Source organism: Paraburkholderia sp. RL17-337-BIB-A, assembly GCF_046025895.1.
Lineage (GTDB): Bacteria > Pseudomonadota > Gammaproteobacteria > Burkholderiales > Burkholderiaceae > Paraburkholderia > Paraburkholderia fungorum_C.
Map to the genome: position 1 here is coordinate 1168875 of NZ_JARESY010000003.1, position 25491 is coordinate 1194365.

The window sequence follows — 25491 nt, forward strand, 5'->3', positions numbered from 1 at the left end:
GAAGTGTGCGGGCATCGCCGGGTCTGGGCACCCCGCTGGGAGGAGAAACCGACGTCGAAGGCCGTGCTGATCGCAGTCAGCGGCACCGGAAAGGCGACAGTTGAATTGCCACCTGATATGCGGACGTCAGCAGCGATTTAGTAACGGCCTGATAGGCGGGTCCGGAATATCAATAAATGTAACTAACTGTCAGAAATAGCATATTCAAACTCAACAGCAACCCCTCGCTTTGCAGGCACCAGGCCACCTGCCTGTTGCGCAAGAAACGTCAACAGGACACTGCTTCGCTATCGACGTTGGTTGCCGCCCGATTGCGTTCTGGTAAATTCGAAGATCAGCAATGTATTGCACCAACCGTTTCAGACGAATCTGACGGGGTTTCCCATGGATGGTATTGATGTCGCGCCCGGCATATCGCGAGACGGACGCACGCTCGTATTCCGCCTGTCTGCCCATCAGCGCGAGGTGGAATGCACGATCACCCGCGAAACGCTCGAAGAATGTTTCTGGTTGCCCGCCGACGCGGACGGCGCCCGCATGCTGAAAACCTTTGCAGACGGGCGCCACCGCATTGTCGCCGCTGCAGAAAGAAAGATGCGGGCGCACCCCGCTCAGGCGATCCACCTTACCATTGCCGACTTCCTCGCAAAGCGCTAAACGCTGTGAGCGCGCTTCGCCGACCGATATTTACGCGCGCCGGGATTGCAAACAGGGCGCTTGCATCACTAAAAAGCTCTGACAGCAGGTGTCAAAGCCATTTCAAGATGTCGTTGCTGGAGCTAAATAGATGGAATGGCCGCCTCCCGCCTTAGCGGTCGTCCGGACGCCGCAGTAAGCCTGGCGACGGCGTCGAGCCCGTGTATCGTTTCCCTTGCGACATCCCGTTAAGGAGAAAGCTGATGGAACCCACGACGATTGCTATCGACCTGGCCAAGAGCGTCTTCCAGGTGCATTTCGTTGAACCTGATACCGGCGCGATTCACAGCAAAGTACTGAAGCGCGCCCAGCTCAAGCCGTTTTTCGCCAATCGTGCCCGATGCCGGATTGTCATGGAAGCCTGCGGAAGCGCCCATCATTGGGCCCGGCAGCTATCTGCGCTCGGTCACGATGTCCGGCTGATCGCAGCGCAGTTCGTCCGTCCATTCGTCAAATCGAACAAGAACGATGCTGCGGACGCTGCCGCGATCTGGGAAGCCGCCCAGCGGCCCGGCATGCGGTTCGTCGCCATCAAGACGGAGGATCAGCAGGCAATGCTGGCGCTGCACCGGATACGCCAGCAACTGGTCCGATTCCGCGTGATGCAGGTGAACCAGTTGCGCGGGCTGCTATATGAGTTTGGCGTAATCCTGCCGCAGGGTCGGCGCGCGTCGGTTGAGGCCGCCAAAATATCGCTTGCATCCATGGCCGATCAATTGCCAGCGATGCTGACGGACAGTCTGCAAGACCAGCTATCGCGGCTGTTGGCACTCGACGAACAGATCCTGCGAATTGAGCAACGCATTACCGAATGGCGTCGGGGCGACGAAGCATGCCGTCGTATCTCCGAAATTCCCGGTGTGGGTCTGTTGACTGCGACAGCTGCAGTTGCTGTCATCGGCAACGCACACGCATTCAGGTCAGGACGTGAATTCGCCGCCTATCTTGGCCTGGTACCCCGACAGAACAGCTCAGGTGGCAAGGTGAGGCTGGGTGGCATCAGCAAACGCGGTGACGTCTATTTGCGCACTCTGCTCATTCACGGCGCCCGATCGGTTATATCGAGTTCAAAGTACTTGTCGGAGCATCTGAGAGGCATGCTTGCACGACGGCCGACGAACGTGGTCGCAGTTGCTCTCGCCAATAAGGCGGCCCGAACTATCTGGGCGTTGCTTGCATACGGTCGAACGTATAAGAGTCCGATGTCGGCACCAGCCTGACACAGCATCGCAGTCGATATAAACCCAATCATGGTTGCATAGGTGATATTGAACGATGGCAAGACAGGTTGGACCGCGCGAGGACAAGCCTGAGACATTTCTCGGACCTTGAGTCCGTCCAGTTAGATTAGGATCCTCGCGGCGAAATCCATCGGGGCCGGCAGGCAAGTCCTGCGATCGAGTCCGGATATAAGTCCGCAACCACCCTCCTCGCCAAACACAATATCTCCTTGCAAATGGGAGGCGACCATATAAGAAATGTCGTATCTGGCACCGGTGCTGAGTCTCTTTTTATGGGTTAAAGCTCAATGCAGTGTTGCAGGACAGCACGTGAACGGGCAGGGCGTGTCAGTCCGTTCAGTGGGTGCCTGCAGACCGCGGCCCGGGTTTGCGAGCCTTGACCGCGATCGTGACCGGCTTTGCCGATAACTGCGTCAGCGTTGCATTGACATCTTCCCGTGTGAACTCGCGCTGCTTCTTCGTGCCCGGTTCGCGCTGATTGCGTCCGGCGGCCAGCCCACGATGCGTGCGTGGCGGTGAACCCGAAGCGCGCCGGTCATCACGCTGTGCCTGCAGCGCCTGCGCCACCTGCAGTGCGTGCCCCAGCCGCTTGTGCTCGATCACCGCGCCCTGATCGATCTCCGACAGCCGGTCATAGGGGACGCAGGGCAGGGCAACGCCATCCGCCCGCACCTCGATGCGCCCGTCCGGATACTCCCACACGTCGATATACCGGTGGATCAGTTTCCGGTTCGCCGGCGTGTCCGCCAGCAGGTACATCACGCGGTCGTACTGCACCGTCAGCGACTTCGTCACGCGCCGCAGTTCGCGCCACGTCAGCAGCGCGTCCAGATCCTCATCGTCGCGCAGCGGCCGGTGTGCGTCGAACGTGCTCTTCGGCGGTTTCGCAAAGTGCGCGTTGTACGACGCGATGAAGGCAGGCGCATACGCATTGGCCGCCGCGATGGTACTGATGCCGCGCAGCCGCAGTTCCTTCACCAGCCGGTCCTGCAAGGTCAGGTGCGCCCGCTCGACGCGGCCCTTCCTCAAAGCAGTCAACTGCACGCGATCTGACCGATGCGACGCAGTTGTTCCGGGTCACCCATCCCTTCCATCCGCTGTACGGGCGAGAGTTCATGCTAGTGGACCGGCGCAAGGCGTGGGGAGAGGATCGCGTCTACTTCCATGACGACATGGGGAATCTGAAACGTATGCCGGCAGGCTGGACGAGCGCAGCGCCGCCAAATGCATTCGAGACAGTTTCGGCGGGACGATCGCATTTCCGCATCGAAGATCTGTTGCAATTGACCATGCTAATCGCCCGGTACAGAGAAACAAACGGACATTCAAAAGGGCACACAGGCAAGCGCAAGCTGTCAAGGAAATAATGCCATCTGTGTAAATGTAATTATGCCATTCGATGCGCCTGCAATACTTCCGCAAATGATTAGCTGATGAAGCAGATGAGAGCCTTTGTTTGAAGATATGAGGCGCGCCGGGTGACAGTCTTGAAAAAGACCTTGACATCGACTGTAAATGGTCATAATTTATATTACATATGGCTCGTACCCGAAAACCCGATCCCAAACTCGCCGCTCTCGAAGATAGTGGCACTGTGAATCCGCGCCCGCAGGACATCGATGATCCTGCCTTCAGCGACAGCGACTTCTTCGATCCCCGGGATCTGGTTCAGGTCCGTTACGAAATGCTGCGACGCGTACGCGTGGAAGGGCAAACCATCGCGGATGCCGCCGCACACTTCGGAGTCAGTCGGCCGACCTTCTACAAGGCGCAGGCCGACTTCGAGCGCGACGGCCTGGCTGGGTTGCTGCCGGTCAAGCGCGGCCCGCACGGACCTCATAAGATCACCGATGAGGTGACGCGCTTCATCGAAGAAGCGCGCGCGACTCACGTTGGGCTGGAAGTGCAGGAGCTGGTCGATCGGATTGCGGGGCGGTTTGGCCTGGCGGTGCATCGACGCACCGTGGAGCGCGCCCTGGCGCGTTTGAAAAAAAAACGACGGTAAATCCCCCCGTAACGGCGCGCGATGCCCAGTCCCTGAGCCGATGCTACGAGGTCTTGCGCCAGGAGGTTCTCGATACAGGCGGAGGTGGTCCCACGCTGATGCGAGGCCGGGCGCTGTTCATGTTCAAGGGCATGGCGGTCTGGATGAAGTCGGTGACCGAAGCGTTTCCGTTTAGTCCATTACCGGTCACGCGCCCGAGCGGGCTGAATCTGCCTGTCGGTCTCGAACAGAACCTGATCGTCATTGTGGCGGCGATGGCAATTGCGACAGCGGAGGTGATGGCATGACCGATCAGACGCACGCGAAAGTTCAGGCCCGGCATCTGAAAAGAAGCGCCTACCTGTATGTCCGCCAGTCCACGTTGCGACAGCTGTTCGAGAATACCGAGAGCACTGAGCGCCAGTACAACCTGCGACAGCGCGCGGTCGCTCTTGGATGGCGCATTGATCAGGTGGTTGTAATCGACTCGGACCTCGGCCTGTCCGGCGCGTCTGCGGTTGATCGCCTGGGGTTCCAGCGTCTTGTCGCCGAGGTGAGTCTGGGCCGCGCCGGGATTGTGATGGGCCTCGAGGTGTCGCGCCTGGCGCGCAATTCCACCGACTGGCATCGGCTACTGGAGATTTGCGCACTGGCCGACTGCCTGATCCTTGACGAGGATGGCGTCTACGATCCCGCGCACTTCAATGATCGGTTGCTGCTCGGCCTGAAGGGCACGATGAGCGAGGCTGAGTTGCATGTCATGCGGGCACGACTGCGCGGCGGAATTCTCAACAAGGCACGTCGCGGAGAGCTGGAGATGCGGCTGCCCATCGGCTTTGTGTATGACACCGAGGCACGCGTGCGTCTGGATCCCGACGCACGTATCCAGGAAAGTATCCGGCAGCTCTTCCGCACGTTCCGGCGCACCGGTTCGGCCACGGCAACGGTCAAGGCATTTCGCGTGCAGGGTCTTCTGTTCCCCCACCGGATTTACCGCGGGGCACGAAAGGGCGATGTGCAGTGGGGCGAACTGGATCACTCACGTGTGCTGTGGGTCCTGCATCACCCGCGTTACGCAGGTGCATACTGCTTCGGGCGCACGCGCTATCGAAAGCATCCCGATGGTCAGACGGTCTCCGTCCGGCTGCCCTCTGCGCAATGGGTGTCGCTGATCCCTGACGCCCACGAGGCCTATGTGAGCTGGGAAGAGTTCGAACAGAATGTTCAGGTGTTGCGCGAGAATGCCCACGCACTGGGCATCGACCGGGAAAGGGGGGCGCCACGTGAGGGGCCGGCGCTGCTGCAGGGCCTGGCGATATGCGCCAGATGCGGTGAGCGAATGACGGTGCGCTATCACGTCCAGGGCACCCGCAGGGTGCCGGACTACATGTGCCAGCGTCACGGCATCGAACATGGGCGGCCGGTATGCCAGCATGTTCACGGTGGCGAGCTTGACGATGCTGTTGGCAGGTTGCTCGTGGAGACAGTCACGCCGGTCACGCTTGAGGTCGCGCTGGCGGTACAGGAAGAACTTGACAGCCGTTCTGAAGAGCGCGACCGACTGCACCGCCAGGAGTTCGAGCGGGCACGCTACGAGGCCGATCTGGCGCGTCGCCGCTATATGCAGGTGGATCCAGCGAATCGATTGGTTGCGGACTCGCTTGAATCGGAATGGAACCATGCGCTTCGCGCTCTCGCCGAAGCTCAGGATTGCTACGAAAAGAAGCGTGAGGCTGATCATGCCGGACTTGACGACAAACAGCGTGCGCACATCATGGCACTAGTACAAGATCCCTCAAATAGCTTTAATAATTGTCTGGCTGCAAATAAGGTTGCAGGAGCGTGACAACCAGTTGAGCCATTTCGGCGAGCGAACCTGAGCCAGGCAGAGGTTCCCATCGCCCGCTATGGCTACGAAAGGCCGCACCATAAAGATTGCGGCCGAGTTCACTCAGGCGTGCCACAACGGTCGACTCCTGATTGTCCAGGCGCTTGATCAGCAGATGACGCCCGTAAGCCTGCGTGACCACCTGGTCGTGGCCCAACAATTCGCGCAGCTGACGCTGCAGTTCGCTTGCATGATGTTTCGCGGGTAAGGCAGGCATGACCGCTCCGGTTCAGGATGCGCCAGTTTGCAACGGGTAGCCGCGGAAAGTCCATCTGAAGGGACGTGCCGTCTGGTTGCGCTCGCGGATGAACTGCTCTGTACGCTCGCGAAGATGCGCCGTGCTGGTGTGGCTGGCGTGACGTAGCACACGGCGCGTATAGAGCCCAAACCACAGTTCGATCTGGTTCACCCAGCTCGCGTGCAAAGGGGTGAAATGGAAATGAAACCGTCCATCGTGCCGCGCATTGAATGCCTGCCACACGGCCTGGGCGCGATGCGTGTTCAGATTATCCCAGATCACATGCACCTGCTTGCCCGGATACGCGGCTGCCACACTGTCCATGAAAGTCACCAGGTCGTCTTGGGTACGCCGGTCGCGGCAGCTTCCCAGTACCCGTCCGGTATGAACATCCAGCGCGGCAATCAGCGACTGCGTACCGTGACGGATATATTCAAATTCCCGGCGGCGCAACCGTCCGGCTGCCGGGGCGCGCCCTGGATGCTTGCGCTCGATGGCCTGGATGCCGGTCTTCTCGTCAATACTCAGTACCACCGCATTCTTCGGCGCCTTGCGGTACAGCTTGCAGATCACGTTGACCTTCTCGCGAAACGCCGGATCCGGACTATGCAGCCACTGCTGCACCCGATGCGGGCGAACGTCGCCAGCCTGCAGGATGCGCTGCACATGGCTGCGACTGATTTGTTCGACGATCCCTCGCTCGACTGCACGCGTCACAATCTCATCGAGCGTCGGCGTGGCCCGACCTTGCGCTTCCTGCACTTCACACGCCAGTGCGATCAGCTGCAGCCGCGTCTCCTGCGTGATGCGCGGCGGACGACCACTGCGCTCTGCCTCCCGAATCCCCTGCGCGCCTTGCCGCGCAATGCGCTGGCGCCACTGGCTGACGGTCTGCACGGACACGCCCAGTTCCTGTGAGATCGCCGCGCTCGTGTAGCCCTCGTGAGCCATTAACGCGATGCGTGCCCGTGTCACATCGCGCTGTGCAGCCGTCGTGCGTCGGATCAGCGACTGCAGCTCCTGTCTTTCCTTTCTGGCCAGCTTCACTGGCGTTGCATGGCGTCCTCGACTCATACCGCCAGGATAAACCATGCAATCAATTATTAAAAGTAATTGCGGGATGTTGTACTAGCCAGAGATTTCCCTCGTCTGTGGAACGATCCGCGCACACCTGATCGCGAGCGAAAGCGCATGGCGCGACTGCTCATCGCTGACGTGACTTTGCTCAAGGGTGCAGACATCTGCGTTCAGATACGCTTTAACGGTGGCGCCACGCATACGCTACATGTGCCGCTATCCATGCCAGCGTGGATATTACGGCAGACCCCACGCGCAGTCGTTGCCGAAATGGACCGGCTTCTCGACGAGTACACCGAGGGTGAAACGGCGGAGCAGCTGAATCGTCAGCAGCTCATCTCCGGCTGGGGTAAGCGGTTTAATTCCAGAATGATCACGCGGATTCGGCTGTCCCACGGGCTACCGAGTCATCATGACAGGCTGCGCGCACGTGGAATGCTTACACAAGACGAGATCGCAGAGCGGTTGGACGTGGCGCCGACGACCGTCAAGAGCTGGCGTCGTGCGGGCCTGCTTGTAGCGCACCGTTACGACGACAAGGGCGGATATCTCTTCGAACCTCCGGGCGCCGACGCACCAGTAAAGTTCCAGCATCAGGGAAAGACCCGTGGCCGACGCTCGGCCGCATAAACACCAACGCAACCGACATATGAGGTGCACTATGCAGCGTAGCCCTTGGCGGGGCTACTGTTCGCGCAGAACGTGTCGATGTTCAGCTCGTACATCGCCCGGCCGAAATGGGTCACGCTGTTGCCATCCTTGTTCGCACCCGTCTTGCGAAACACGCTGTATTTGTCGCTGTAGAACGCGACAGGCTTGCCGTGGCGTTCAATGTACGCACGCGTCGCTTCGAAGTAGCTGAAGGTCGACTCGGTGGCTGTGAAATGCAGCGTCATCAGCTGGCTCGTCGCATCGTCGACGTACACCAGCAGCGAGCAGGCCGGCGCCCGTTCCTCGAACCACCGGTGATCGCAGCCATCGATCTGGATCAGCTCGCCCAGACACGCGCGCCGCGCACGCGGCTGGTAGAGCTTCGGTGGCCGCTGCCGGCGGGGCACCCAGAGACCTGCATCCGTCATCAGACGCCTGACCGTCTCCTTTGCAAGCCGGATGCCGTGACATTCGACCAGCTTCTCGCACGCGAGTGTCGGCCCGAAATCGACATAGCGATCACGAATGATCGAGAGTGCCCGAGCGGCCATCACCGCGTCCAGCTGGTTGTTGCTGGGCCTCGAGCGCCGACGCGACACGAGGCCTTCCGGTCCATGTTCGCGCAGTCGCGCAACCAGGCGCCGGATCTGCCGCGTCGTCAGCCTGAGCCGTTCTGCCGCGCGCCACGGCTTGAGCTTGCCGTCGGCGACGTCCTGAATGACCTTGAACCTGTCCAGTTCGCGCATCGTCATGGTTATCCGTTCGGTCGCAGCCATTAAAGCCTCCCGCGCCGGAACGCCGGCGGCTGGTCAGCTTACGCTGCGAAAAAGCGGACATTTGAACTTGGCTAAAAGCGGACATTACTACTTAGCCTCTACAAGTTCTGTCGAGGCCATTCTGAAATGTCCGCTTTCCGGCCAAGTTGAAATGTCCGGGTTTAAGGGGTTTGTTTCTAACGCCTTTTGTCTCACACCTTGTTGAAGGACGACGCCTGAACTGGCAGGGCGCTTACGTCTGCGTCGATCACCTTTGCAGACCGACAGCCAGGTTTGCGTGGTTGTTGCATTTGCCGCTGCTGCGACTGTTCCAGAATCACACCATTGATATCGGCCTGCGTGAACTCGCGTTGCTTCTTCTTGCCTGGCGAGCGGCTTTGGACCCTGGTTGCAACGCCGAGGTGGGTTCGCGAAGGCGCTTTTCCGATCCGACTGTTATCGCGTTGAGCCTGGATCACCTGCGAGACCTGAAGCACGTGACCCAGCCGCTTATGCTCAACGACCGCGCCCTGGTCAACTTCGGTCAGCCGGTCGTACTGTCTGCATGACAGTGCATGACCATCGGCGCGGAGTTCGATACGCCCATCCGGGTACTCCCAGACCTCGATATACCGGCCGATCAGTTTGCGGTGCTCGGGCGTGTCGTTCAGCAGATACGTGACGCGGTCATACCGCACAGTCAATGACTTGCTCACCTTGCGCGGCTCGCGCCACGTGAGCACCAGATCAAGATTCTCGTCAGCCCTGAGTGGACGGTGAGCATCGAATCCGCTCTTTGGTGGCTTCGCGAAGCGCGCGTTGTAATTTGCCATGAAGGCAGGCGCATACGCATTGGCTCCGGCCGCCGTGCTGATGCCACGCAACCGCAATTCTTTTACGAGCCGGTCCTGCAACGTCAGGTGGGCCCGTTCGACGCGCCCCTTGGCGGGGCTACTGTTCGCGCAGAACGTGTCGATGTTCAGCTCGTACATCGCCCGGCCGAAATGGGTCACGCTGTTGCCATCCTTGTTCGCACCCGTCTTGCGAAACACGCTGTACTTGTCGCTGTAGAACGCGACAGGCTTGCCGTGGCGTTCAATGTACGCACGCGTCGCTTCGAAGTAGCTGAAGGTCGACTCGGTGGCTGTGAAATGCAGCGTCATCAGCTGGCTCGTCGCATCGTCGACGTACACCAGCAGCGAGCAGGCCGGCGCCCGTTCCTCGAACCACCGGTGATCGCAGCCATCGATCTGGATCAGCTCGCCCAGACACGCGCGCCGCGCACGCGGCTGGTAGATCTTCGGTGGCCGCTGCCGGCGGGGCACCCAGAGACCTGCATCCGTCATCAGACGCCTGACCGTCTCCTTTGCAAGCCGGATGCCGTGACATTCGTACAGCTTCTCGCACGCGAGTGTCGGCCCGAAATCGACATAGCGATCACGAATGATCGAGAGTGCCCGAGCGGCCATCACCGCGTCCAGCTGGTTGTTGCTGGGCCTCGAGCGCCGACGCGACACGAGGCCTTCCGGTCCATGTTCGCGCAGTCGCGCAACCAGGCGCCGGATCTGCCGCGTCGTCAGCCTGAGCCGTTCTGCCGCGCGCCACGGCTTGAGCTTGCCGTCGGCGACGTCCTGAATGACCTTGAACCTGTCCAGTTCGCGCATCGTCATGGTTATCCGTTCGGTCGCAGCCATTAAAGCCTCCCGCGCCGGAACGCCGGCGGCTGGTCAGCTTACGCTGCGAAAAAGCGGACATTTGAACTTGGCTAAAAGCGGACATTACTACTTAGCCTCTACAAGTTCAATTGTTGATAACTTTGCTTATGTCAAATTATGTACGAGGTTGAACCGCGTGCCATTCGTTCTGCCTTGGCAGATCACGCTATGGAACGCAAGGATGGCTTCCATAGGACCAGATTGGCATCCGCCGGGAACCCGAACCGGCCACAGACGTGGCCGATCTTCCGCACGTTCATTGCTAGGCATGAATTAAGGCATCAAATGATGCTATAATCGTGCCATTGTTAACGGAGGCTGCTATGCGAACCACAATCGCGTTGGACGATGATCTGGTCTCCCGGGCCCAGGACTACACCGGCTTGAGCGAGAAGTCGGCTCTCGTGCGCGAAGCGTTGAAAGCACTTATCGAACGTGAAGCCGCCCGCAGGCTCGTCGCGTTGGGCGGCAGTCAACCGGGGATCACTTCCGCTCCGCGCCGTCGGCAGGAGGTCGAATGATTCTCGTGGACACGTCTGTGTGGATCGATCACATCGGGCAATCCGAGCCGATTCTGGTCGAGCTGCTGCTCCATGACCGTGTCAGGATCCATCCATACGTGATCGGCGAAATATCGCTGGGCAGTTTGCGCGACCGCCCTGCCGTGCTTCGTGCTCTGAACGATCTGCCTCGGGTGCCCGTGGCTATGCCAGACGAAGTCCTATTTCTGGTTGAGCAACAGCAGTTGTTTAGCCGTGGGATCGGCTACGTCGATGCGTCGTTGCTCGCATCCGCGGAGCTCCAGCCTGGTGTTACGATCTGGACGCGGGACAAGCGGTTGAAGAAAATCGCCGACGAGCTTGCGCTGAGCGCGGTTCTCGAGCACTAAAAAGCGAAAACGGAAAAGTGATGGACGCGTCCGCGATCGGCGACATTATCGCGATCGCGGAAGAGATCCCCGGCTGCAGCTATCGGCAGACGATCACGAAGCAGGCCCGTGAAGTACGCAATTCCAGCACGTCTGTCTGGAAGCGATCGAGCCGTTCGCTCGCTTCGGAGATGGCCCACAAAGGCGCCCCGCGCAGTTGCTCGTCGTAGGTCGTGACGATTACGGCGAACAAGCCTGCCGCGTCATCATCGAGCCGCCACGCGCCCTTGTCGCGGCCGCCCGTAACCTGCCTCGGCGATGAAGCCCGTCAGGATATTGTCTGGGTGAGGGTCTGCGCATCACGCACGCTGCCGACGCCGACGCGCATCGCCGCGAGTGCCAGGTGTACCCGCAGCGCGAGCTCGTCGGCGGTGGCGCGAGGCATCGGCAACAGCATCGCTTTGGTGCGTCGTGCGCGCGCCGCGTTAGTGCTGCGCGCGAAGGGGAGTGTTTTGTACATCAGGGGTCGTTGGTGATCTTTTTAACGGGGATATTGACCACGGCCGCAGGTTGCTTAGACGTTGCCGTCTGACGAACCGGCGCGGCGATGCGCGATGAATGCTTCGACATGCCGGATCGCCTCCTCGCACTGGTCGATCGAGAGGTTGTGGATCGATCCCTGCACCGGATCGAAGCCAAGTTCGGCGGCGATCCATCTGATGGCTTTCGCGCGGGCCTCAAACGGGTTGACGCGATCGCGCCTGACCTTGCCGGCGATCAGCGGCTCGAGCGTGTCGTGCAGGCGGCTCTTCGCATCGCGCAACGCGCCGTCGGCGAGACGTCCAAGCGGCAAGTTCCGTGTGCTGCGCGAGTGGATGCCGATCCACGCCTCACACGTTGTGCAGACCCATAACGCGCCGTGGTCCTCGCGGTAGGGATACGCCGCCTCGCCGTATTTCACGAGCGCGGCGTGAACGCCGCAGTAATCGCACAAAGGCTGGGGTAATGCCTTGATCGGGCGACCTATACGCACCGGATACTCCTTTTCCCTGAATCCAGCCCACATTATCCGTCATTGGCAGTTCCGCCTGCCTGGCAGCGGCCATTCGCCAAATCCGCAACAGAGTGGGGAGATCCTCCGGTTCGCCATTGGCCTCGCCGATTAAAGCGATGCGCCTATGGGATATTTGATGGATGTTGAACGGCGATCGTCGCAAACTGTTTAGGTTTGTAGGATGCCTGCCCTTGACCGTGCGCATGGGCGGACGCCACAGGAGCATGCGGGCAGGCGTCGTACAAACCCCGATGGAGGAAACCGCGGAGTGTCCCGATGCGGCCGGAACCTGTATCGCTATGGGGATTGGAGCGGTCGGATGCGACGTCGGGCTGATGGTGAGGTGAGGCGAATGGGGTGGATGTTGACGGGATGCACGTTGACGAAGCGGTCCGGCCGGCGTTTCTGGCGGTGCACAGGGCGCGAAACCGCCTGATGCATGTGAAGGACGCAACCGTCCGCTATCGGGTCCCGTTGCCGGAGAGCCGACGGTCGGTCTGGACGTCTCGAAACACGTGCGCTCATGCTGCGGCTCGCTGTGCGGGTGGTGCGCGGATCGGTGCGCTGCGCTGGAGGACCTCGATGACGATCATCGGCGCGCCACAGTGCCGGCAGATGAAGCGCGGCGGGAGATTGCCGGGTGGGTCATCGGTAGCGGCGGCCTGCGCGCCGGCGGCCGTGACATGCAGCAGTTCGCGTATCTTCGCGAGATTCTGCCGCCGCACGGGATTGGCGAGCAGGCCATAGTGGCGGATGCGGTGGAAGCCGCCGGGCAGCACGTGCAGCAGGAAGCGGCGCATGAACTCGTGCGCGCCCAGGGTCATGGTCTTGTAGCGGGTGCGCCCCTTCGCGCGATAGTCCTTCCAGCGGAAGGTCACGCCGCGTTCATCGAGCGCAACGAGCCGCTGGTTGGAGATGGCCACGCGATGCGTGTAGCGTGACAGGTAGGCGAGCACGGCCTCGGGTCCCGCGAACGGGCGCTTCGCATACACGACCCATTCACATGCGCGTAGCGGCGCGAGCCACTGGGCGAAGACGGCAGGATCGGCGAGCGCGGCGTACTCGCCGAAGAACCGCAACTCGCCACGACGATGCACTGCTGCGAGTTCTTCCAGGAAACGGCGCCGGAACAGCCGTGAGAGCACGCGCACGGGCAGGAAGAAGCCGGGCCGGCAGGCGACCCACCGCTCACCGTCGGGTGACAGGCCACCCCCGGGGACGATGCCGTGGACGTGGGGATGGTGTGTGAGTGCCGAGCCCCACGTATGGAGCACCAGCGTCGCGCCAGTCTGCGCGCCCAGATGCTTCGGATCGGCGGCGATGGTACGCAGGGTCTCGGCGGCAACATCGAACAGCAGGCCGTAGATCACCGCCTTGTTGTACCAGGCGATCGCGCTGATCGTGGCGGGCAGCGTGAAGACCACGTGGTAATACTCCACGGGCAGCAGGTCGGCCTGACGTGCCTTGAGCCATCGGTGTGCGGCGCTCGCCTGGCACTTCGGACAATGGCGATTGCGACACGAGTCATAGGAGATCTCCAGCTTTGCGCAGCCGGAACAGCGCAACACATGTCCACCCAGCGCCGCGGTGCGGCACTGTTCGATGGCCGACATGACCTTCAGCTGTCCCAGGCTCAGCTGTACAGTCTGTCGCCACGCTGGCCCGTGGACGCGGAAGATGTCCGCGACCTCCAGCACGGGGCGCTCCGCGCGGTGCTGGCCTACTCGGAAGGCAGGCGGTCCAACGGGCTGATCACCTTGCGCAGCAGGTCGGTGGCCACCTGGGTATAGAGTGAGGTGGTCTCGAGCTTCTTGTGCCCCAGCAGCACCTGGATCACACGGATATCCTCCTTCTGTTCGAGCAGGTGTGTCGCGAAACTATGACGCCTATCTACCCGGCGACATAGGCGTCACTATGTGCCGTGCCGGACTATGTCGGGTAATGAGAACAGGTTGTTGACCACCCAATATCCGTGCGCCGTGGCTCGAAGCAGCCCATTCTGTTTCCCGACATAGTTTGCCTGGTCCTACAGGCTGTTCAGGAAGGCCAGGAGCTGATCTGTTGGCCGGTAGTGACCCGACTTGCCTTGTGGCGGAGATGCCTTCGCAAGGGCTTGCTCTTTCATCGCGAGAGTGGCTTCGAGATAGATCTGTGTGGTTTCCACCGATTCATGCCCGAGCCACAAGGCGATCACTGAACGATCAACGCCAGCCTGCAGAAGGTCCATGGCCGTCGTGTGCCTCAAGCGGTGGACGCTGATCCGTTTCTGCTTCAAAGAAGGGCAAACTCGGGACGCGGCCTCGCGATGTTTGTTTAGCAGGTACTGCACACCGTGGACGCTCAGACGTTCGCCCCTGGCGCTCGGAAACAGCACTTCACCATTCCCGCGTTGAGGTTCTCGTAGCCAGTCCTTCAGCACCGCGAGCGTGGATCTGGCGATGGGAGTGCAGCGTTCCTTGCGGCCCTTGCCAATCACACGCACATGTGCACCGGTTCCGAGGACGAAATCGTCGCGTTTGAGTCCAGTCATTTCGGACAAACGTAGTCCCGTCTGCACAGCCACCAGTATGAAGGCGTGATCGCGCCGACCTGACCACGTACGCCGGTCAGGCGCCGCAAGCAAGGCATCGATTTCCGGACGCGTCAGGAAGTTAACGAGCGTGCGGGTGAATCGCTTGCTGGGAATCGCAAGCACACGCTGGATCTGCGCGGAATGCGCCGGCGTCTCGAGCGCCGCATACCGGAAGAACGAATGAATTGCGGTGAGCCGCAGATTGCGGGTGCGAATGCTTACGCCCTTGTGTTTCTCCAGGTCGTCCAGAAACGCGACGATCAAAGGGGCATCGATTTCCTCAAAATTCAGGCGTGACGGTAGTTTATGCAAACGCTGCTGTACGAACTTCAGAAATTGACGGAAGGTATCGCGATAGGAACTGATTGTGTGAGGACTCGCCTGGCGCTGCTGCATCAGTCGCTGTGTAAAGAAACGCTCGAGCAACGGAGCGAAGCTGGCGGGGGTGGTCATGGCCGCTTCTCCCAGCGCTGCTCGAGCCGGCGCATGGCCTCGTGCATGAGTTCCGGTGAGCCGCTTAGATACCACTGCGTATCGGCGACATTGACGTGGCCGAGGTAGGCTGACAGGATCGGGAGGCGACGCTCTGGATCCTGTTCAGACCGGTACCAGTGGACAAGTGTGTTCGTCGCAAAGGTGTGCCTCATATCGTGCAGGCGTGGTCCCTGATGGTCGGAAGCACCACGCAGGCCGACCTGTCGCGACAGCGCATAGAAAGTCCGATGTACCTCTGCGCCATCCAGACGATTGCCCCGGTTGGAAACGAACAGATAGGAAGACACTGGCCGACCGGCCCAATGACGATTACGTCGCTCGATGTAGTCGGCAAGCACTTCGCGAGTCGAGTCATGCAAAGGCATGAGGCGGGACTTACCGAATTTGGTGCCACGGATTGTAAGCACCCCAGTGGTGAGATCCACATCCCGAACCTCAAGATTGCGGGCTTCCCCGAGCCGCATACCTGACACACTTAGCAACCCAAACAGGCAATAGAACGTCCTGGGCCGCAGTGCACTGCGCTCATATCGACATCGCATTTGAAGGGTGGCCCGCAGTAAGTTTCGAATCTCATCGTCCGAATACAGGTACGGTCGAACCCGTTTCGGTTGGAACGGCAGCAGCCCTTGCGCTGGAATCTGGGTGCGCGAATCGGTGGCGCTGCGATGACGTGCGAACTCGCGTACGAAGCTGAGTCGTTTCGCCCAGTGTGCAGGTTGGACGCCGAGTGGTTGTTGCGCCCAGGCGAGAGCCAATGCCTGCGTGATGTAGGGGGCGCGATGCTGCTCCATGAACGTGACGAAATCGAGTAACGACTTGCCCGCATCATGCAGCTTGAATCCCAAACTGCGTCGAAGATTGATATACGCAGCAACAGCCTGCCGGAGCGAGTTCATTGCACACCTCCCGGCCATGGCACAGCCAGCGTGCGCAACGCCTTGATGTCAACCTTGGTGTAGATCGTCGTGGTCTGCGGGTGTTGATGCCCCAGCAACTCTCCTATCTCACCGAGCGAGGCACCATGGCACAGCATCTCAGTCGCCAATCCGTGACGAAACTGGTGGGCCCCCATAGTTGGGGCGTCGATGCCAGCACGCTGGAGGGCATGCCGCACAACCGAACTAACTGCACTTGGCCCGCTAAACCCTGTGATCGGGGCTCGGGCGCGCAGAAACACACGACGACATGTGCTACGCGGTCGCCCACGAATCAGGTATGTAGCGATCGCTTTGCCGACGTCGACGGGCAATGGCAACTCGTTGCGCTGCCCGCTCTTACCTCGCACGTTCAAACGTCCCGCGCTCCAGTCGATATCATCCAGTTCAAGTGCTGCTACTTCCCCGGAGCGGACCCCCAATCGAGCAAGCAAAAGCAAAATGGCATAGTCGCGACGACCGGTTCCGCTTCGTCGATCGATGCTGGCTAACAACTGCCGTGTTTGATCTGGGGTAATCCCACGTGGTATTGACGGCATCGACCAGTTGGCCACGACTGGAACTGCGGCGGACAAATCCAGGGTAATGTCCCCGCGATAGCGCGCATAGCGTAGGAAGGATCGCAGCGCGGCGGTCAGAAGCTTCGCACGCTTCGGCTGCAAACGCGGCGCCTGACGTTGTACAAATCTCACGACATCGCCAGCACAGAGGCGAGAGAGTGTGACGCGTCCTTTACCGAAACAGTCTTCAAGGAAACCGCGGACGAACGGCACGTAGTTGACGATCGTCGCTGTGGCCAAGGCACGCGCTTCGCGTAAGTACGCCACGTATGCCTGTACGCAGCACTCAGTAGGCAGCAGTCGGGTCAGTCGTACCCGCTCCGCAGGAGTCAGTTGCTCCTGGCGCAGAAAATCAATGAGGTGTCTGAGCGCAGCCTGGTCCCCCCGGCGGGGTTGAACATGTCGCGCACGATATCGTAAATACCGTATCGCGTGATCAGCGCAGATGCTGCGCACTCCGAGACCCGTCTGTTCAAGCCAACGGCTAAACCCCGCTGCGATCCGTACTTGCTGCTTCAGCGATCCTGCGCTGTATCCCTGCTCACTGAGCGATCTCGCAAATGATGCGATATAGGCAGCAAGCGGCCCTTCAGGCGGTCGCGACAGCACAACCTGATCATGGACGACGTACTTCACGATGAGCTCCTTCCCGACATGCGGGGGCTGGTGGAAGGAGTCAAGACTATCTCCAGTCGATCGCTTGAATCGCCCGTGAAATCCGCGCTATCTCCGGATTACCCGACATAGTCGGGAACGGCACATAGTGACGCAGCGTATGCATGGATACGCGCTTGCCGAGGTGTGCCTCTTCTGCGGCGGCATGGATGGCGCGGTTCAGTTGCCGCGTGCTGAGCGGGTCCACCGGATCGAGGCCGGGAAACAGCCAGCCGCCTTCGAGCATGCGACCCTGCGCATGGGCCACGCGCCACCAGACACGCAGGCGCTCGAGCAGGACCGGCGAGAGCATCGCGTAGCGGTCGCGGCGGCCCTTGCCCTGCTCGATGCGCAGCGTCATGCGCTGGCTGTCGACGTCGCCGACCTTCAGCGCCACCACTTCGCTCGCACGCAGCCCGGCACCGTAGGCGACTGACAGTGCCGTCTGGTGCTTCAGGTTGCCGGCGGCGGCGATCAGGCGGGCCACCTCGTCAGGGCTGAGCACGACCGGTAGCGTGCGGGGCACGCGCACCGGCTGCATCCTCGCCATCAGCCCGGGCTGGTTGAGCGTGATCTCGAAGAAGAACTTCAGTCCGGTGATGGCGGCATTCAGCGACACGGGCGAGATGCCATGGTCGACCAGATGCAGCTGGTAGCGCCGCAGGTCCTCGACGGTGGCGGTGTCGGGCGGGCGCCCGAGGAAAGCGGCGAACTGACGGACCACGCGGACATAGCCGGCCTGCGTCTGCGGTGCGAGCTTGCGCATGCGCATATCGTCGATCATGTGCTGGCGCAGCGGACTGATATCCTGGCTGGTGTGAGTCATGGCTCTGCTCCTGTTGAGGAACGAGGCGGATTGCCTCGTACCCAACATGGAAACAGAGTCGGTTTCCTCTCACCTGCCACCAGAGCTCAACCGGAGCCCCATTACCGCGCGAGCGGTTTCGTCCTGCGACCCGGAACTGCCCTTCGACATAAGCGTGCGAATGTCCGAAGTTCGACCACTTTTTGACGGTCGGGGCAGACATGACAAAGATGCCATCTCGACGACCGGCTCATGTCATGTTGGTGAGGACATACTGATCAAGTATGGTGCAGCAGCAGGATTCAAAACAGAAACGGGATGCTCATGATTCCCGGGTCCACCTGGGTCCTCTGCCCTTTGCCCGAAATAGTCGTCTGACGCAACACACAACAGTTTTACCGAATCCGGATTGTACAGACCATGCAGGTAACGGATCGGATACTCGCCAAATCCAGAAAATAGTTTGATCCATGCAAATGAAGTCGCTGAAGTGTACGTGCCGCGGCGATCGGGGTTCTCGCAAATGACCGGGATCATTGGCGTCCTGAGCGTGAACATTGCGGAGAGCGTGCACCTGTCTGAAATCTTCGGTGACGAAGCAGCCCGCCAGGCGATGGCCGATTTTGGCGAAGCAGCAGATGGCTTGCTCACGCGTTTGCTGGCTCAACATGCGGTGATTGACCGATATGGTTCTGCTGCCGATGGAAGGTGGGCGGCATGCTTTCGTGTCCTTTCGGACGGCCTACCGCGAGATGCGAGGGAAGTGGCGGAGGCCATAGAGCACGCAGGGCGCAACCTGATCCGTGAGTCACTGCTGGCTGTATTCGGCGGCGCGACGGGCGCTCGCATAACCGTCAACTTGTCCGTATTCCTCATGCCCCCCGAAACAGGCGAGCGGGATGCAAAGGCATGCTGGACTCAATGGACCGAAGACCAGTTGAGGTCTCAACCGCAACGTCAGGTTGTGGAGCAGACAGGATCTTCTACCGACGTGACAGCGATTCTGACGCACCGCTGCATACAGACATTTCTGCAGCCGATCGTGCGCGTCAGCGATCGTGCGGTGGTTGGCTTCGAAGCCCTTTCCCGAGGTCCACAGGGGTCACCTCTTGAACGCCCGGATAATTTGTTTGATGCGGCCTACGCCGCCGGGCGCACCGTGGATGCGGAATTGTTGTGTGCCGAACTGGCTCTCGAGCGCACTAAAGACAAATTACCGCCAGGCGCCTTCCTGACCATCAATTTGGGCCCTGATGCCTTGGCCCTTGCGGCGGACAGGCTGGCGTTAGCCGGTAGACCGGAAGTGATGATCGAACTCACTGAGCACCTGCCCCTCAACGAAGCAGAGGGTTTGGTGGAAGTGGTCAATCGTTTGCGCACCTTGGGGATTCGGTTGGCTTTGGATGACACAGGATGCGGGTTCGCCGACTTCGACACCGTCCGCCTGTTGCGGCCGGACATCGTCAAACTTTGCATCACGGTGATACGCAACGCCGACAAGGGCTCGCACTTTATGGCCGCGATTCGTGAGTCAGCCGAGCGGCTCTGCAAGCTGGGTTGCCTGGTGCTCGCCGAAGGCGTGGAAAGAGAAAATCAGCATGCCGCATTGCAGGGTTGCGGTATCGAACTCGCCCAAGGCTGGCTTTATGGCAAGCCGGAGGCCGTCGAGTCTGTCCTACGCTGAAGGTCCGATTGCGTGGCACCGCAAGACAATCTGGAACGGCCGGGAGAGCCGAAGGCCTCCCGGATGCCGGTATGAACGATTCGACGAAGATCCGGGATTGCTGTCCAAATTGACAACGCAACGGCAGGAAACTGTAGGACGGCTGCGGAACTCGATAGTCAAAAGCAATTAATGATTGTATTGCAATACAAATAGGGTATCAAAAGGGTTTTTTGTTGCTATTATCAGACCCCGAAACAGAGACAGCGCGCCGCGCAGGGTTGCTTGGCCAGCAACGGTCGACACAAGTCAAGGCTACGTCAGCACACGGGGAACCCATGAACACAAACAAGACATTGAGCATTCGGGCGCGGTTGATCGCAGGGTTCGGCGTGGTTCTTATCGCACTCGTCGCCCTGACGGTAATCGCGATCAGCCAGGTCGAGATGGTTCGAGCGCGGCTCGACGACATCATCGACGTAAACGGCGTAAAGGAACGTTACGCGATTAACTTTCGCGGAAGTGTCCACGACCGCTCCATCGCAGTGCGTGACGTGACGCTTGTATCCACAGCTGAACTTCCTTCAGTCATCGATCACATCCATGCGCTCGCGAGCCAGTACGAAGAATCGGCAGGCCCGCTCGCCAGGATCTATGCCGAACGAAGCGACATCACTGCCGAGGAACGGGCGATCTATGCACGGGTCAACGCCGCGCGGGAGCAAAGCCTGCCGCTGATCCAGCAGGTGATCAGCTTGCAGCAGGCGGGCGACGTCGAGGGTGCGCGCAGGATCTTGCTCGATGATGCGCGTCCCGAGCTTGTCGAATGGCTGGCCGGAATCAACGCGCTAATCGACTATCAGGAACACCTCAACCAGCAGGAAAGCGCCGAGGCGCGCAAGATCAGCACCGATTTTCGCTGGTTGATGAGCGTGCTGACGCTGCTCGCGTGCGGGGTTGGCATCGCCATCGTCTACGCGACTGTGCGCAACATCACCCAGGCCCTCGGGGCCGAGCCTGGCGACGTGGTGGACCTGGCCGAGTCGATCCGCGCGGGCAACCTTGCGCGCCGAATCGAGTTGCGGCGCGGCGATACGTCAAGCGTGATGGCAGCGATGGCGCGCATGCAGCAAAGGCTCGCCGAAATCGTCACCCACATGCGCGACGCCGCTCAGGGCGTCGCGGCCGCCACGGAGCAAATCGCGCTGGGTAACGCCGACCTGAGTACGCGCACCGAGCGGCAGGCCACCGAGCTCGAACAGGCGAGCGGCGCGCTCGAGGAGTTCGACTCCAGCGTGGCGGCCAATGCCCAAAGCGCGGGCAACGCCGACGAACTGGCAAAGCATGCTTCGGCTACCTCGGCACAGGGTGGCACCGCGGTTGGTCAGGTTGTAAACACAATGCGCGCGATCAGCGAATCGTCGAACCGCATCGAAGACATCATCTCTGTCATCGATTCGATCGCATTCCAGACTAATTTGCTGTCGCTGAATGCCGCAGTCGAAGCCGCGCGGGCCGGTACTGAGGGGCGAGGTTTCGCGGTCGTCGCCAGCGAGGTACGCATGCTCGCACAGCGCAGCGCATCTGCCGCGAAGGAAATCAAGGCGCTTATCGGCGCGAGCAGCGCGCGGATAAGCGAGGGGGAGCGGCAGGTCGATGCGGCCGGCACGACGATCTCCAACATCGTCGAAGCATCGCAGCGCGTCACGCACATCATGGAAGCGATGCACCAGGCCTGCCGTGCGCAGACGCAGCAGATTGGCGAAGTACGCGGCGTGATCGGGAACCTTGAGCAAAACACGCAGCAAAACGTAACGCTGGTGCAGCAGTCGGCCGCTGCGGCGAAGACGCTGAAGGAACAGGCGCAGGGTTTGCTGGACTCGGCGCAGGTATTCACGCTCCCGTTTCAGACGCATTGAACGAGCCGGTCGTTAATATCTGGCCATAGGCATAGTTGTACTGGGCGCGGCTTCATCGATGTTCGCGCTGATCCATGGATAAAAACGCGCCTTAACAGCTTGTCACCTGATCGTCGTCGAGCACTAGTGCGCCGTTCTGTTGTCACTTAACCCTTCCTCCGTAAAGACCACCGACTTCGTCTTGTTGACCGGGTCGCAGATGAAGCCCTTTTCGTAGAGGCGATTCAGGACCTCCCAGTCGAAGCCTTTCCACGCGCGGTACTGATCGTAGAGAGGCGTCAGGGCGGCTTCGTCGATCGCGTCGGTATTGATATTCATGACATTCTTCCCGCGACCTTCTGAACCCGCGCACAAAACCGTTCGAGACTGGCCAGCATCTCGTCGGCAGACTTGCTCCAGACGAACGGGTGGGGACTGGTGTTGCAGACGTCAAGGTAGTGCCGGATTGCATCTTCGAGCTGGCGTGGACAGCGTCAAGCAGGACGTCCGGTCGTGGTCATTGTCGCCGCCCACTGGCGCGTCGAACGAGGGGCGCCGCGTGGTAGATACCGTTCGGTAAGCGTTGCGAACCAGTGTTCGACCTGATTGAGCCGCGACGCCGAGGTGGGCGTGAAGTGAACCTGGAAGCGGGGATGGCGACTGAACCACGCCTTGATCGAAGGCGTCTTGTGCGTGTCGTAGTTGTCCATCACCAGATGCACGTCGAGGTGAGGCGGCACGCTGGCTTCGATGGTGCGCAGGAAGCGCAGGAATTCGCCGCTGCGATGGCGCCGATGCACCTCGCCGATCACTTCGCCAGGGGCGATGTCCAGGCGCGAAGTGGCATCGGCCAAAGCCTTCTTCAGCAAGGCCATCAACCATCCGGGCCAGTCACCGGAGACCATCTCGCTCGACGGCCATGCTGCCTCGCACCGCGCGGTGCGCGAGATGAAGACCGATGGCCCGCTGCCTGAAGACACAAAGGTCGGGTCGTCGAAATCTGAAAAACGTGATCGAGCAGGACCATCGCCACATCAAATCCAGAACGAATGTGATGCTCGGTTTCAAACGGTTCAGAGGCGACGCGACCACGATTTCAGGCATCGAGCTGACGCATCGAATTCGCAAGGGCCAGTTCGATCTCGCGAAGCTCGGCCTCGAGGATGCCGCTGCGCCCGCCGTATGGAATGCTGTCCTGTCCACTCGATAAGGTGTCCTGCCGATAGGAAACGTCCCAACTGGCTTACGTATTTGCACCAGAACCATTCTCGCCGCGTCCATTTGGGGAAGGTCGCCCAGCCAATCTTCCAGAGTGGAGCGCTGCTGCATCGTCGGCCCGCGGCGCAGGCGGCATTCGATCAGGCCAGCGCCCAATACTGCTCGACGGTGACCAACGCATTTCAGCACGTTGCCGACGTATTGCAAAGGGTGCAGGCGGACGCGAAGACGTTGCCGGCGGTCCCAGTACAGCTTGCCGGATGCCGTCACCGTGCCCGCCTCGGCAAGACGACGAACCACTTCGCCTATGCTCAGCCGGTCCATCCCGATCCACTGGAAGATAGTCTTTACCGTCGCCGCTTGCGGCAGTTCAATCACGTACTGGGCCGGTGTCCCATCGAGCTGCTTGCGGATATAACGGTAACCATAGGGAGCCGTCGATAGCACATTCACGCTTCCGCGCTTTGCGCTATGAAGCTTACCGCGTCGATTACGCTCGGTGATCTTTGCCCGTTCGTACTCCGAAATCATGCCCTGCATCTGCAACAGCAGCGACTCTTCCGGTGTCGCGCCAATCTCATGATTGAGAAACACCACCTGCACGCCACACGCAGAGAACTCCTCCATCAGCAATGCCTGGTGTGCATACTTTCGCGCCAGCCGGTCGGGAGACAGGATGTACAGCCGATCAACCAGCCCGAGTGCGGCACGGTCCCTGAGTCGCTCTAGCTGCGGTCTGATCAGCGTCGCGCCGCTTATCCCGGCGTCTATGAAGCACATGTCGTCGACAAGATGCGCATCGTCGGCGGCAATGCGCTCCCTCAGCGCGGCAATCTGGCTTTCAATGGTGCCGCGTTTGGTCTGTTGTTCGGAGGATACCCGCGCGTAGAGCGCGACCATTGCAGCGTTGCTCATCGCTTACCTCGCTTGATAGCCGCTCGCCGTCTCGCCACGGGCCGAACAGCGGATGGCTGTGCCGTAGCGCGTGAATCTATCGGACTGAGCTGCTCGTACGCCTTCTGCAGCTGTTCGCCGGCATACCGGTTCGGTTCAAAGGCAAGACGGACACGCCAGTTCTTACGTCGTCCTCGGGTCATTGTCGCGCCTCCCTGTCGGCGGGAGCGAGGGTCTCAAGGACGAGAACCGCATCGACGTCAGGACATCCTCTGGACCACGGCGCCAGACACTCCCTTGAAATGCGCAGGCCCCATTTTACCCGCGAGTTTGCTATGTTGTTGGCGGAGCTATTTCACCGGTGGCAGCCAACATGACGCTCGATGGCCTCGAAGCGATGCTCGCGGAAAAATTCCCTCGAGCCAGGCAGAGAGGACTGAAAATGAACATGGTGCGTTACGCGGACGATTTCATTATTACCGGCCACTCGAAAGAGTGGCTGGAACATGAAGTCAGGCCGGCAGTAGCTGAATTCCTGGCGGAACGCGGGCTGGTCTTATCACCAGAAAAGACCAGGATCACGCACATCAAGGATGGATTTGATTTCCTCGGATGGAACATTCGCAAGTACAACGGCAAGCTATTGATGAAACCGTCGAAAGCGAACGTCAAGGCACATCTTGACAAAATTCGTGAAATCATCAAGGCCAACAAGACGGCTAAACAGGCGAGCCTGATAAGGCTGCTCAATCCTGTTCTTCGAGGATGGGCGAATTACCACAGCCATGTAGTCGCCAGGAAAGCCTTCGATCGGGTTGATCACGAGGTCTGGTCAATGCTATGGCGATGGGCGGCAAGACGGCACCCCAACAAAGGAGCCAGATGGGTCAAGGAGAAGTACTTCAAGACCCGAGGCACCCGGAACTGGGTATTTACCGTCACAGAAAAACAAGAGGATGGAACGAAGCGGGAGCTCACCTTGCTGCAAGAGTCGGACACGCCGATACAACGGCATGTCAAGATCAAAGCGGGCGCCAATCCGCACGATCCGCAATGGGCGCCGTATTTCGAATCCCGATGGGGCCAGAAGATGCTGAACTCGGTGCGAGGTCGCGGCAAGGTGTACCGTGTCTGGCTAAGGCAAGATGGCCTGTGTTCTAACTGTCAGCAGCCCATCACAATGAACACCCGCTGGGATGTTACGCATATTGTGAAGCAAGCTGATGGCGGGACAGATGCAGCCAGCAACCGCCAGGTGAACCATCTCAATTGCCGTAGAAATCCGCAGTACGCCGGAAAATGAAGTTGTGCCACCGGGTGTCGACAGATGCCTTTGTAGAGGCTTGAGCCGTATGCTCCTAAAGGCGCACGTACGGTTCTTAGGGGGCAGCAGCGCAGCAATGCGCTGCTGCTACCCAACCAGGACCACCGGGCCATCAAGCGCATCATCAAACCGATGATGGGATTCAAGGATTTCCGGTGCGCGCGCATCATCCTGGCCGGCATTGAAGTGATGCATATGATCCGCAAAGGGCAGATGCGTGACATGCGCGTCGCTGCGACCACTGCTGAACAATTCTATTCTCTCGCGATGTAAGCAGTCCTTTTTATCCGGGGAGCTGGCTCG

General features: G+C 60.2%; 22 protein-coding genes and 9 pseudogenes. 15 read left to right on the forward strand and 16 right to left on the reverse strand.

Features of this window, described 5'->3' with window-relative positions; translation table 11 throughout:
- Positions 1–384 precede the first annotated feature (384 nt).
- Together P0D84_RS43640 and P0D84_RS43645 are read left to right on the forward strand one after the other, a co-directional pair.
- On the forward strand, positions 385–657 hold the full coding sequence (locus P0D84_RS43640) for a DUF1488 family protein (RefSeq protein ID WP_408349096.1): 273 nt from the start codon (positions 385–387) through the stop codon (positions 655–657).
- 242 nt (positions 658–899) lie between these two features.
- The gene (locus P0D84_RS43645) at positions 900–1916 is read left to right on the forward strand and encodes an IS110 family RNA-guided transposase (RefSeq protein WP_408349099.1); all 1017 of its coding nucleotides are present in this window, start codon (positions 900–902) and stop codon (positions 1914–1916) included.
- A gap of 357 nt (positions 1917–2273) precedes the next feature.
- On the opposite strand, the pseudogene P0D84_RS43650 reads toward P0D84_RS43645, so the two are convergent.
- Positions 2274–2960, reverse strand: a pseudogene (locus P0D84_RS43650) (transposase family protein); the annotation flags it as partial.
- Positions 2961–3004: 44 nt separating this feature from the next.
- Between P0D84_RS43650 and P0D84_RS43655 the strand changes: the two are divergent.
- From P0D84_RS43655 to P0D84_RS43670, 4 genes are all read left to right on the forward strand, one after another.
- Complete coding sequence (locus P0D84_RS43655; RefSeq protein ID WP_408335302.1) at positions 3005–3304, forward strand: DUF5372 family protein; 300 nt, start codon at positions 3005–3007, stop codon at positions 3302–3304.
- Between the two features lie 170 nt (positions 3305–3474).
- A complete protein-coding gene (locus P0D84_RS43660; protein WP_408346517.1) occupies positions 3475–3942 on the forward strand; it encodes a helix-turn-helix domain-containing protein in 468 nt (155 codons plus the stop codon).
- Between the two features lie 53 nt (positions 3943–3995).
- Entirely contained in the window at positions 3996–4229 is a 234-nt protein-coding gene (locus P0D84_RS43665; RefSeq protein WP_408335305.1) for a hypothetical protein, read from the forward strand.
- Complete coding sequence (locus tag P0D84_RS43670; RefSeq protein ID WP_408349102.1) at positions 4226–5767, forward strand: recombinase family protein; 1542 nt, start codon at positions 4226–4228, stop codon at positions 5765–5767. Before P0D84_RS43665 ends, P0D84_RS43670 begins: the two co-directional genes overlap by 4 nt.
- Here the strand turns inward: P0D84_RS43670 and P0D84_RS43675 are convergent.
- Positions 5727–6026 (reverse strand): hypothetical protein, encoded by a 300-nt coding sequence (locus tag P0D84_RS43675; RefSeq protein ID WP_169491107.1) that lies wholly within the window; start codon positions 6024–6026, stop codon positions 5727–5729. The two genes, P0D84_RS43670 and P0D84_RS43675, sit on opposite strands and share 41 nt — an antisense overlap.
- 12 nt (positions 6027–6038) lie before the next feature.
- The gene (locus P0D84_RS43680; protein WP_211709225.1) at positions 6039–7121 is read right to left on the reverse strand and encodes an IS630 family transposase; all 1083 of its coding nucleotides are present in this window, start codon (positions 7119–7121) and stop codon (positions 6039–6041) included.
- Positions 7122–7238: 117 nt separating this feature from the next.
- Between P0D84_RS43680 and P0D84_RS43685 the strand changes: the two genes are divergently transcribed.
- The gene (locus tag P0D84_RS43685) at positions 7239–7754 is read left to right on the forward strand and encodes a hypothetical protein (protein WP_408349105.1); all 516 of its coding nucleotides are present in this window, start codon (positions 7239–7241) and stop codon (positions 7752–7754) included.
- Positions 7755–7795: 41 nt separating this feature from the next.
- Here the strand turns inward: P0D84_RS43685 and P0D84_RS43690 are convergent.
- Positions 7796–8551, reverse strand: a pseudogene (locus P0D84_RS43690) (ISNCY family transposase); the annotation flags it as partial.
- A gap of 191 nt (positions 8552–8742) precedes the next feature.
- Entirely contained in the window at positions 8743–10224 is a 1482-nt protein-coding gene (locus P0D84_RS43695; protein ID WP_408342417.1) for an ISNCY family transposase, read from the reverse strand.
- Between the two features lie 344 nt (positions 10225–10568).
- Between P0D84_RS43695 and P0D84_RS43700 the strand changes: the two genes are divergently transcribed.
- Together P0D84_RS43700 and P0D84_RS43705 are read left to right on the forward strand one after the other, a co-directional pair.
- Positions 10569–10766 (forward strand): type II toxin-antitoxin system VapB family antitoxin, encoded by a 198-nt coding sequence (locus P0D84_RS43700; RefSeq protein ID WP_408243217.1) that lies wholly within the window; start codon positions 10569–10571, stop codon positions 10764–10766.
- Entirely contained in the window at positions 10763–11134 is a 372-nt protein-coding gene (locus P0D84_RS43705) for a type II toxin-antitoxin system VapC family toxin (RefSeq protein WP_408349108.1), read from the forward strand. The genes P0D84_RS43700 and P0D84_RS43705 overlap by 4 nt, the downstream gene beginning before the upstream one ends.
- 79 nt (positions 11135–11213) lie before the next feature.
- On the opposite strand, the pseudogene P0D84_RS43710 reads toward P0D84_RS43705, so the two are convergent.
- The 8 genes and pseudogenes from P0D84_RS43710 to P0D84_RS43745 all read right to left on the reverse strand — a co-directional run bounded on the left by P0D84_RS43710 (position 11214) and on the right by P0D84_RS43745 (position 18212).
- Positions 11214–11633: pseudogene (locus P0D84_RS43710) on the reverse strand (hypothetical protein).
- Positions 11634–11687: 54 nt separating this feature from the next.
- Complete coding sequence (locus P0D84_RS43715; protein ID WP_408349111.1) at positions 11688–12146, reverse strand: zinc-finger-containing protein; 459 nt, start codon at positions 12144–12146, stop codon at positions 11688–11690.
- 542 nt (positions 12147–12688) lie between these two features.
- Positions 12689–13864 (reverse strand): IS91 family transposase, encoded by a 1176-nt coding sequence (locus P0D84_RS43720; RefSeq protein WP_408349114.1) that lies wholly within the window; start codon positions 13862–13864, stop codon positions 12689–12691.
- Positions 13865–13887: 23 nt separating this feature from the next.
- Positions 13888–14052: pseudogene (locus P0D84_RS43725) on the reverse strand (tyrosine-type recombinase/integrase); the annotation flags it as partial.
- A 141-nt stretch (positions 14053–14193) separates the two neighbouring features.
- Positions 14194–15192: a site-specific integrase gene (locus tag P0D84_RS43730; protein ID WP_408261565.1), complete on the reverse strand. Its 999-nt coding sequence runs from the start codon at positions 15190–15192 to the stop codon at positions 14194–14196.
- Positions 15189–16133, reverse strand: coding sequence for a tyrosine-type recombinase/integrase (locus tag P0D84_RS43735; protein ID WP_408347064.1), 945 nt, complete (start codon positions 16131–16133; stop codon positions 15189–15191). The genes P0D84_RS43730 and P0D84_RS43735 overlap by 4 nt, the downstream gene beginning before the upstream one ends.
- A complete protein-coding gene (locus P0D84_RS43740) occupies positions 16130–17368 on the reverse strand; it encodes a site-specific integrase (protein ID WP_408347067.1) in 1239 nt (412 codons plus the stop codon). Before P0D84_RS43740 ends, P0D84_RS43735 begins: the two co-directional genes overlap by 4 nt.
- 46 nt (positions 17369–17414) lie before the next feature.
- The gene (locus P0D84_RS43745) at positions 17415–18212 is read right to left on the reverse strand and encodes a tyrosine-type recombinase/integrase (RefSeq protein WP_408349117.1); all 798 of its coding nucleotides are present in this window, start codon (positions 18210–18212) and stop codon (positions 17415–17417) included.
- Between the two features lie 502 nt (positions 18213–18714).
- Here P0D84_RS43745 and P0D84_RS43750 point away from each other — a divergent pair.
- Both P0D84_RS43750 and P0D84_RS43755 read left to right on the forward strand, forming a co-directional pair.
- Entirely contained in the window at positions 18715–19875 is a 1161-nt protein-coding gene (locus P0D84_RS43750; protein WP_408349120.1) for an EAL domain-containing protein, read from the forward strand.
- Between the two features lie 317 nt (positions 19876–20192).
- Positions 20193–21773 (forward strand): methyl-accepting chemotaxis protein, encoded by a 1581-nt coding sequence (locus tag P0D84_RS43755; protein ID WP_408349123.1) that lies wholly within the window; start codon positions 20193–20195, stop codon positions 21771–21773.
- Positions 21774–21896: 123 nt separating this feature from the next.
- Here P0D84_RS43755 and P0D84_RS43760 read toward each other — a convergent pair whose 3' ends face one another.
- Together P0D84_RS43760 and P0D84_RS43765 are read right to left on the reverse strand one after the other, a co-directional pair.
- A complete protein-coding gene (locus P0D84_RS43760; RefSeq protein ID WP_408349126.1) occupies positions 21897–22091 on the reverse strand; it encodes a DUF6429 family protein in 195 nt (64 codons plus the stop codon).
- Positions 22088–22585: pseudogene (locus tag P0D84_RS43765) on the reverse strand (transposase); the annotation flags it as partial. The pseudogene P0D84_RS43765 and the gene P0D84_RS43760, both read right to left, overlap by 4 nt.
- On the opposite strand from P0D84_RS43765, the pseudogene P0D84_RS43770 reads away from it, so the two are divergent.
- Positions 22581–22962 (forward strand): annotated as a pseudogene (locus tag P0D84_RS43770) (DDE-type integrase/transposase/recombinase); the annotation flags it as partial. The pseudogenes P0D84_RS43765 and P0D84_RS43770 overlap by 5 nt on opposite strands.
- A gap of 521 nt (positions 22963–23483) precedes the next feature.
- On the opposite strand, the pseudogene P0D84_RS43775 reads toward P0D84_RS43770, so the two are convergent.
- A pseudogene (locus P0D84_RS43775) lies at positions 23484–23885 on the reverse strand (recombinase family protein); the annotation flags it as partial.
- A gap of 319 nt (positions 23886–24204) precedes the next feature.
- Between P0D84_RS43775 and P0D84_RS43780 the strand changes: the two are divergent.
- The 3 genes and pseudogenes from P0D84_RS43780 to P0D84_RS43790 all read left to right on the forward strand — a co-directional run.
- Positions 24205–24474, forward strand: a pseudogene (locus P0D84_RS43780) (reverse transcriptase domain-containing protein); the annotation flags it as partial.
- Positions 24475–24510: 36 nt separating this feature from the next.
- Positions 24511–25167 (forward strand): group II intron maturase-specific domain-containing protein, encoded by a 657-nt coding sequence (locus P0D84_RS43785; RefSeq protein WP_408349832.1) that lies wholly within the window; start codon positions 24511–24513, stop codon positions 25165–25167.
- A gap of 117 nt (positions 25168–25284) precedes the next feature.
- Positions 25285–25461: pseudogene (locus P0D84_RS43790) on the forward strand (DDE-type integrase/transposase/recombinase); the annotation flags it as partial.
- Positions 25462–25491 lie beyond the last annotated feature (30 nt).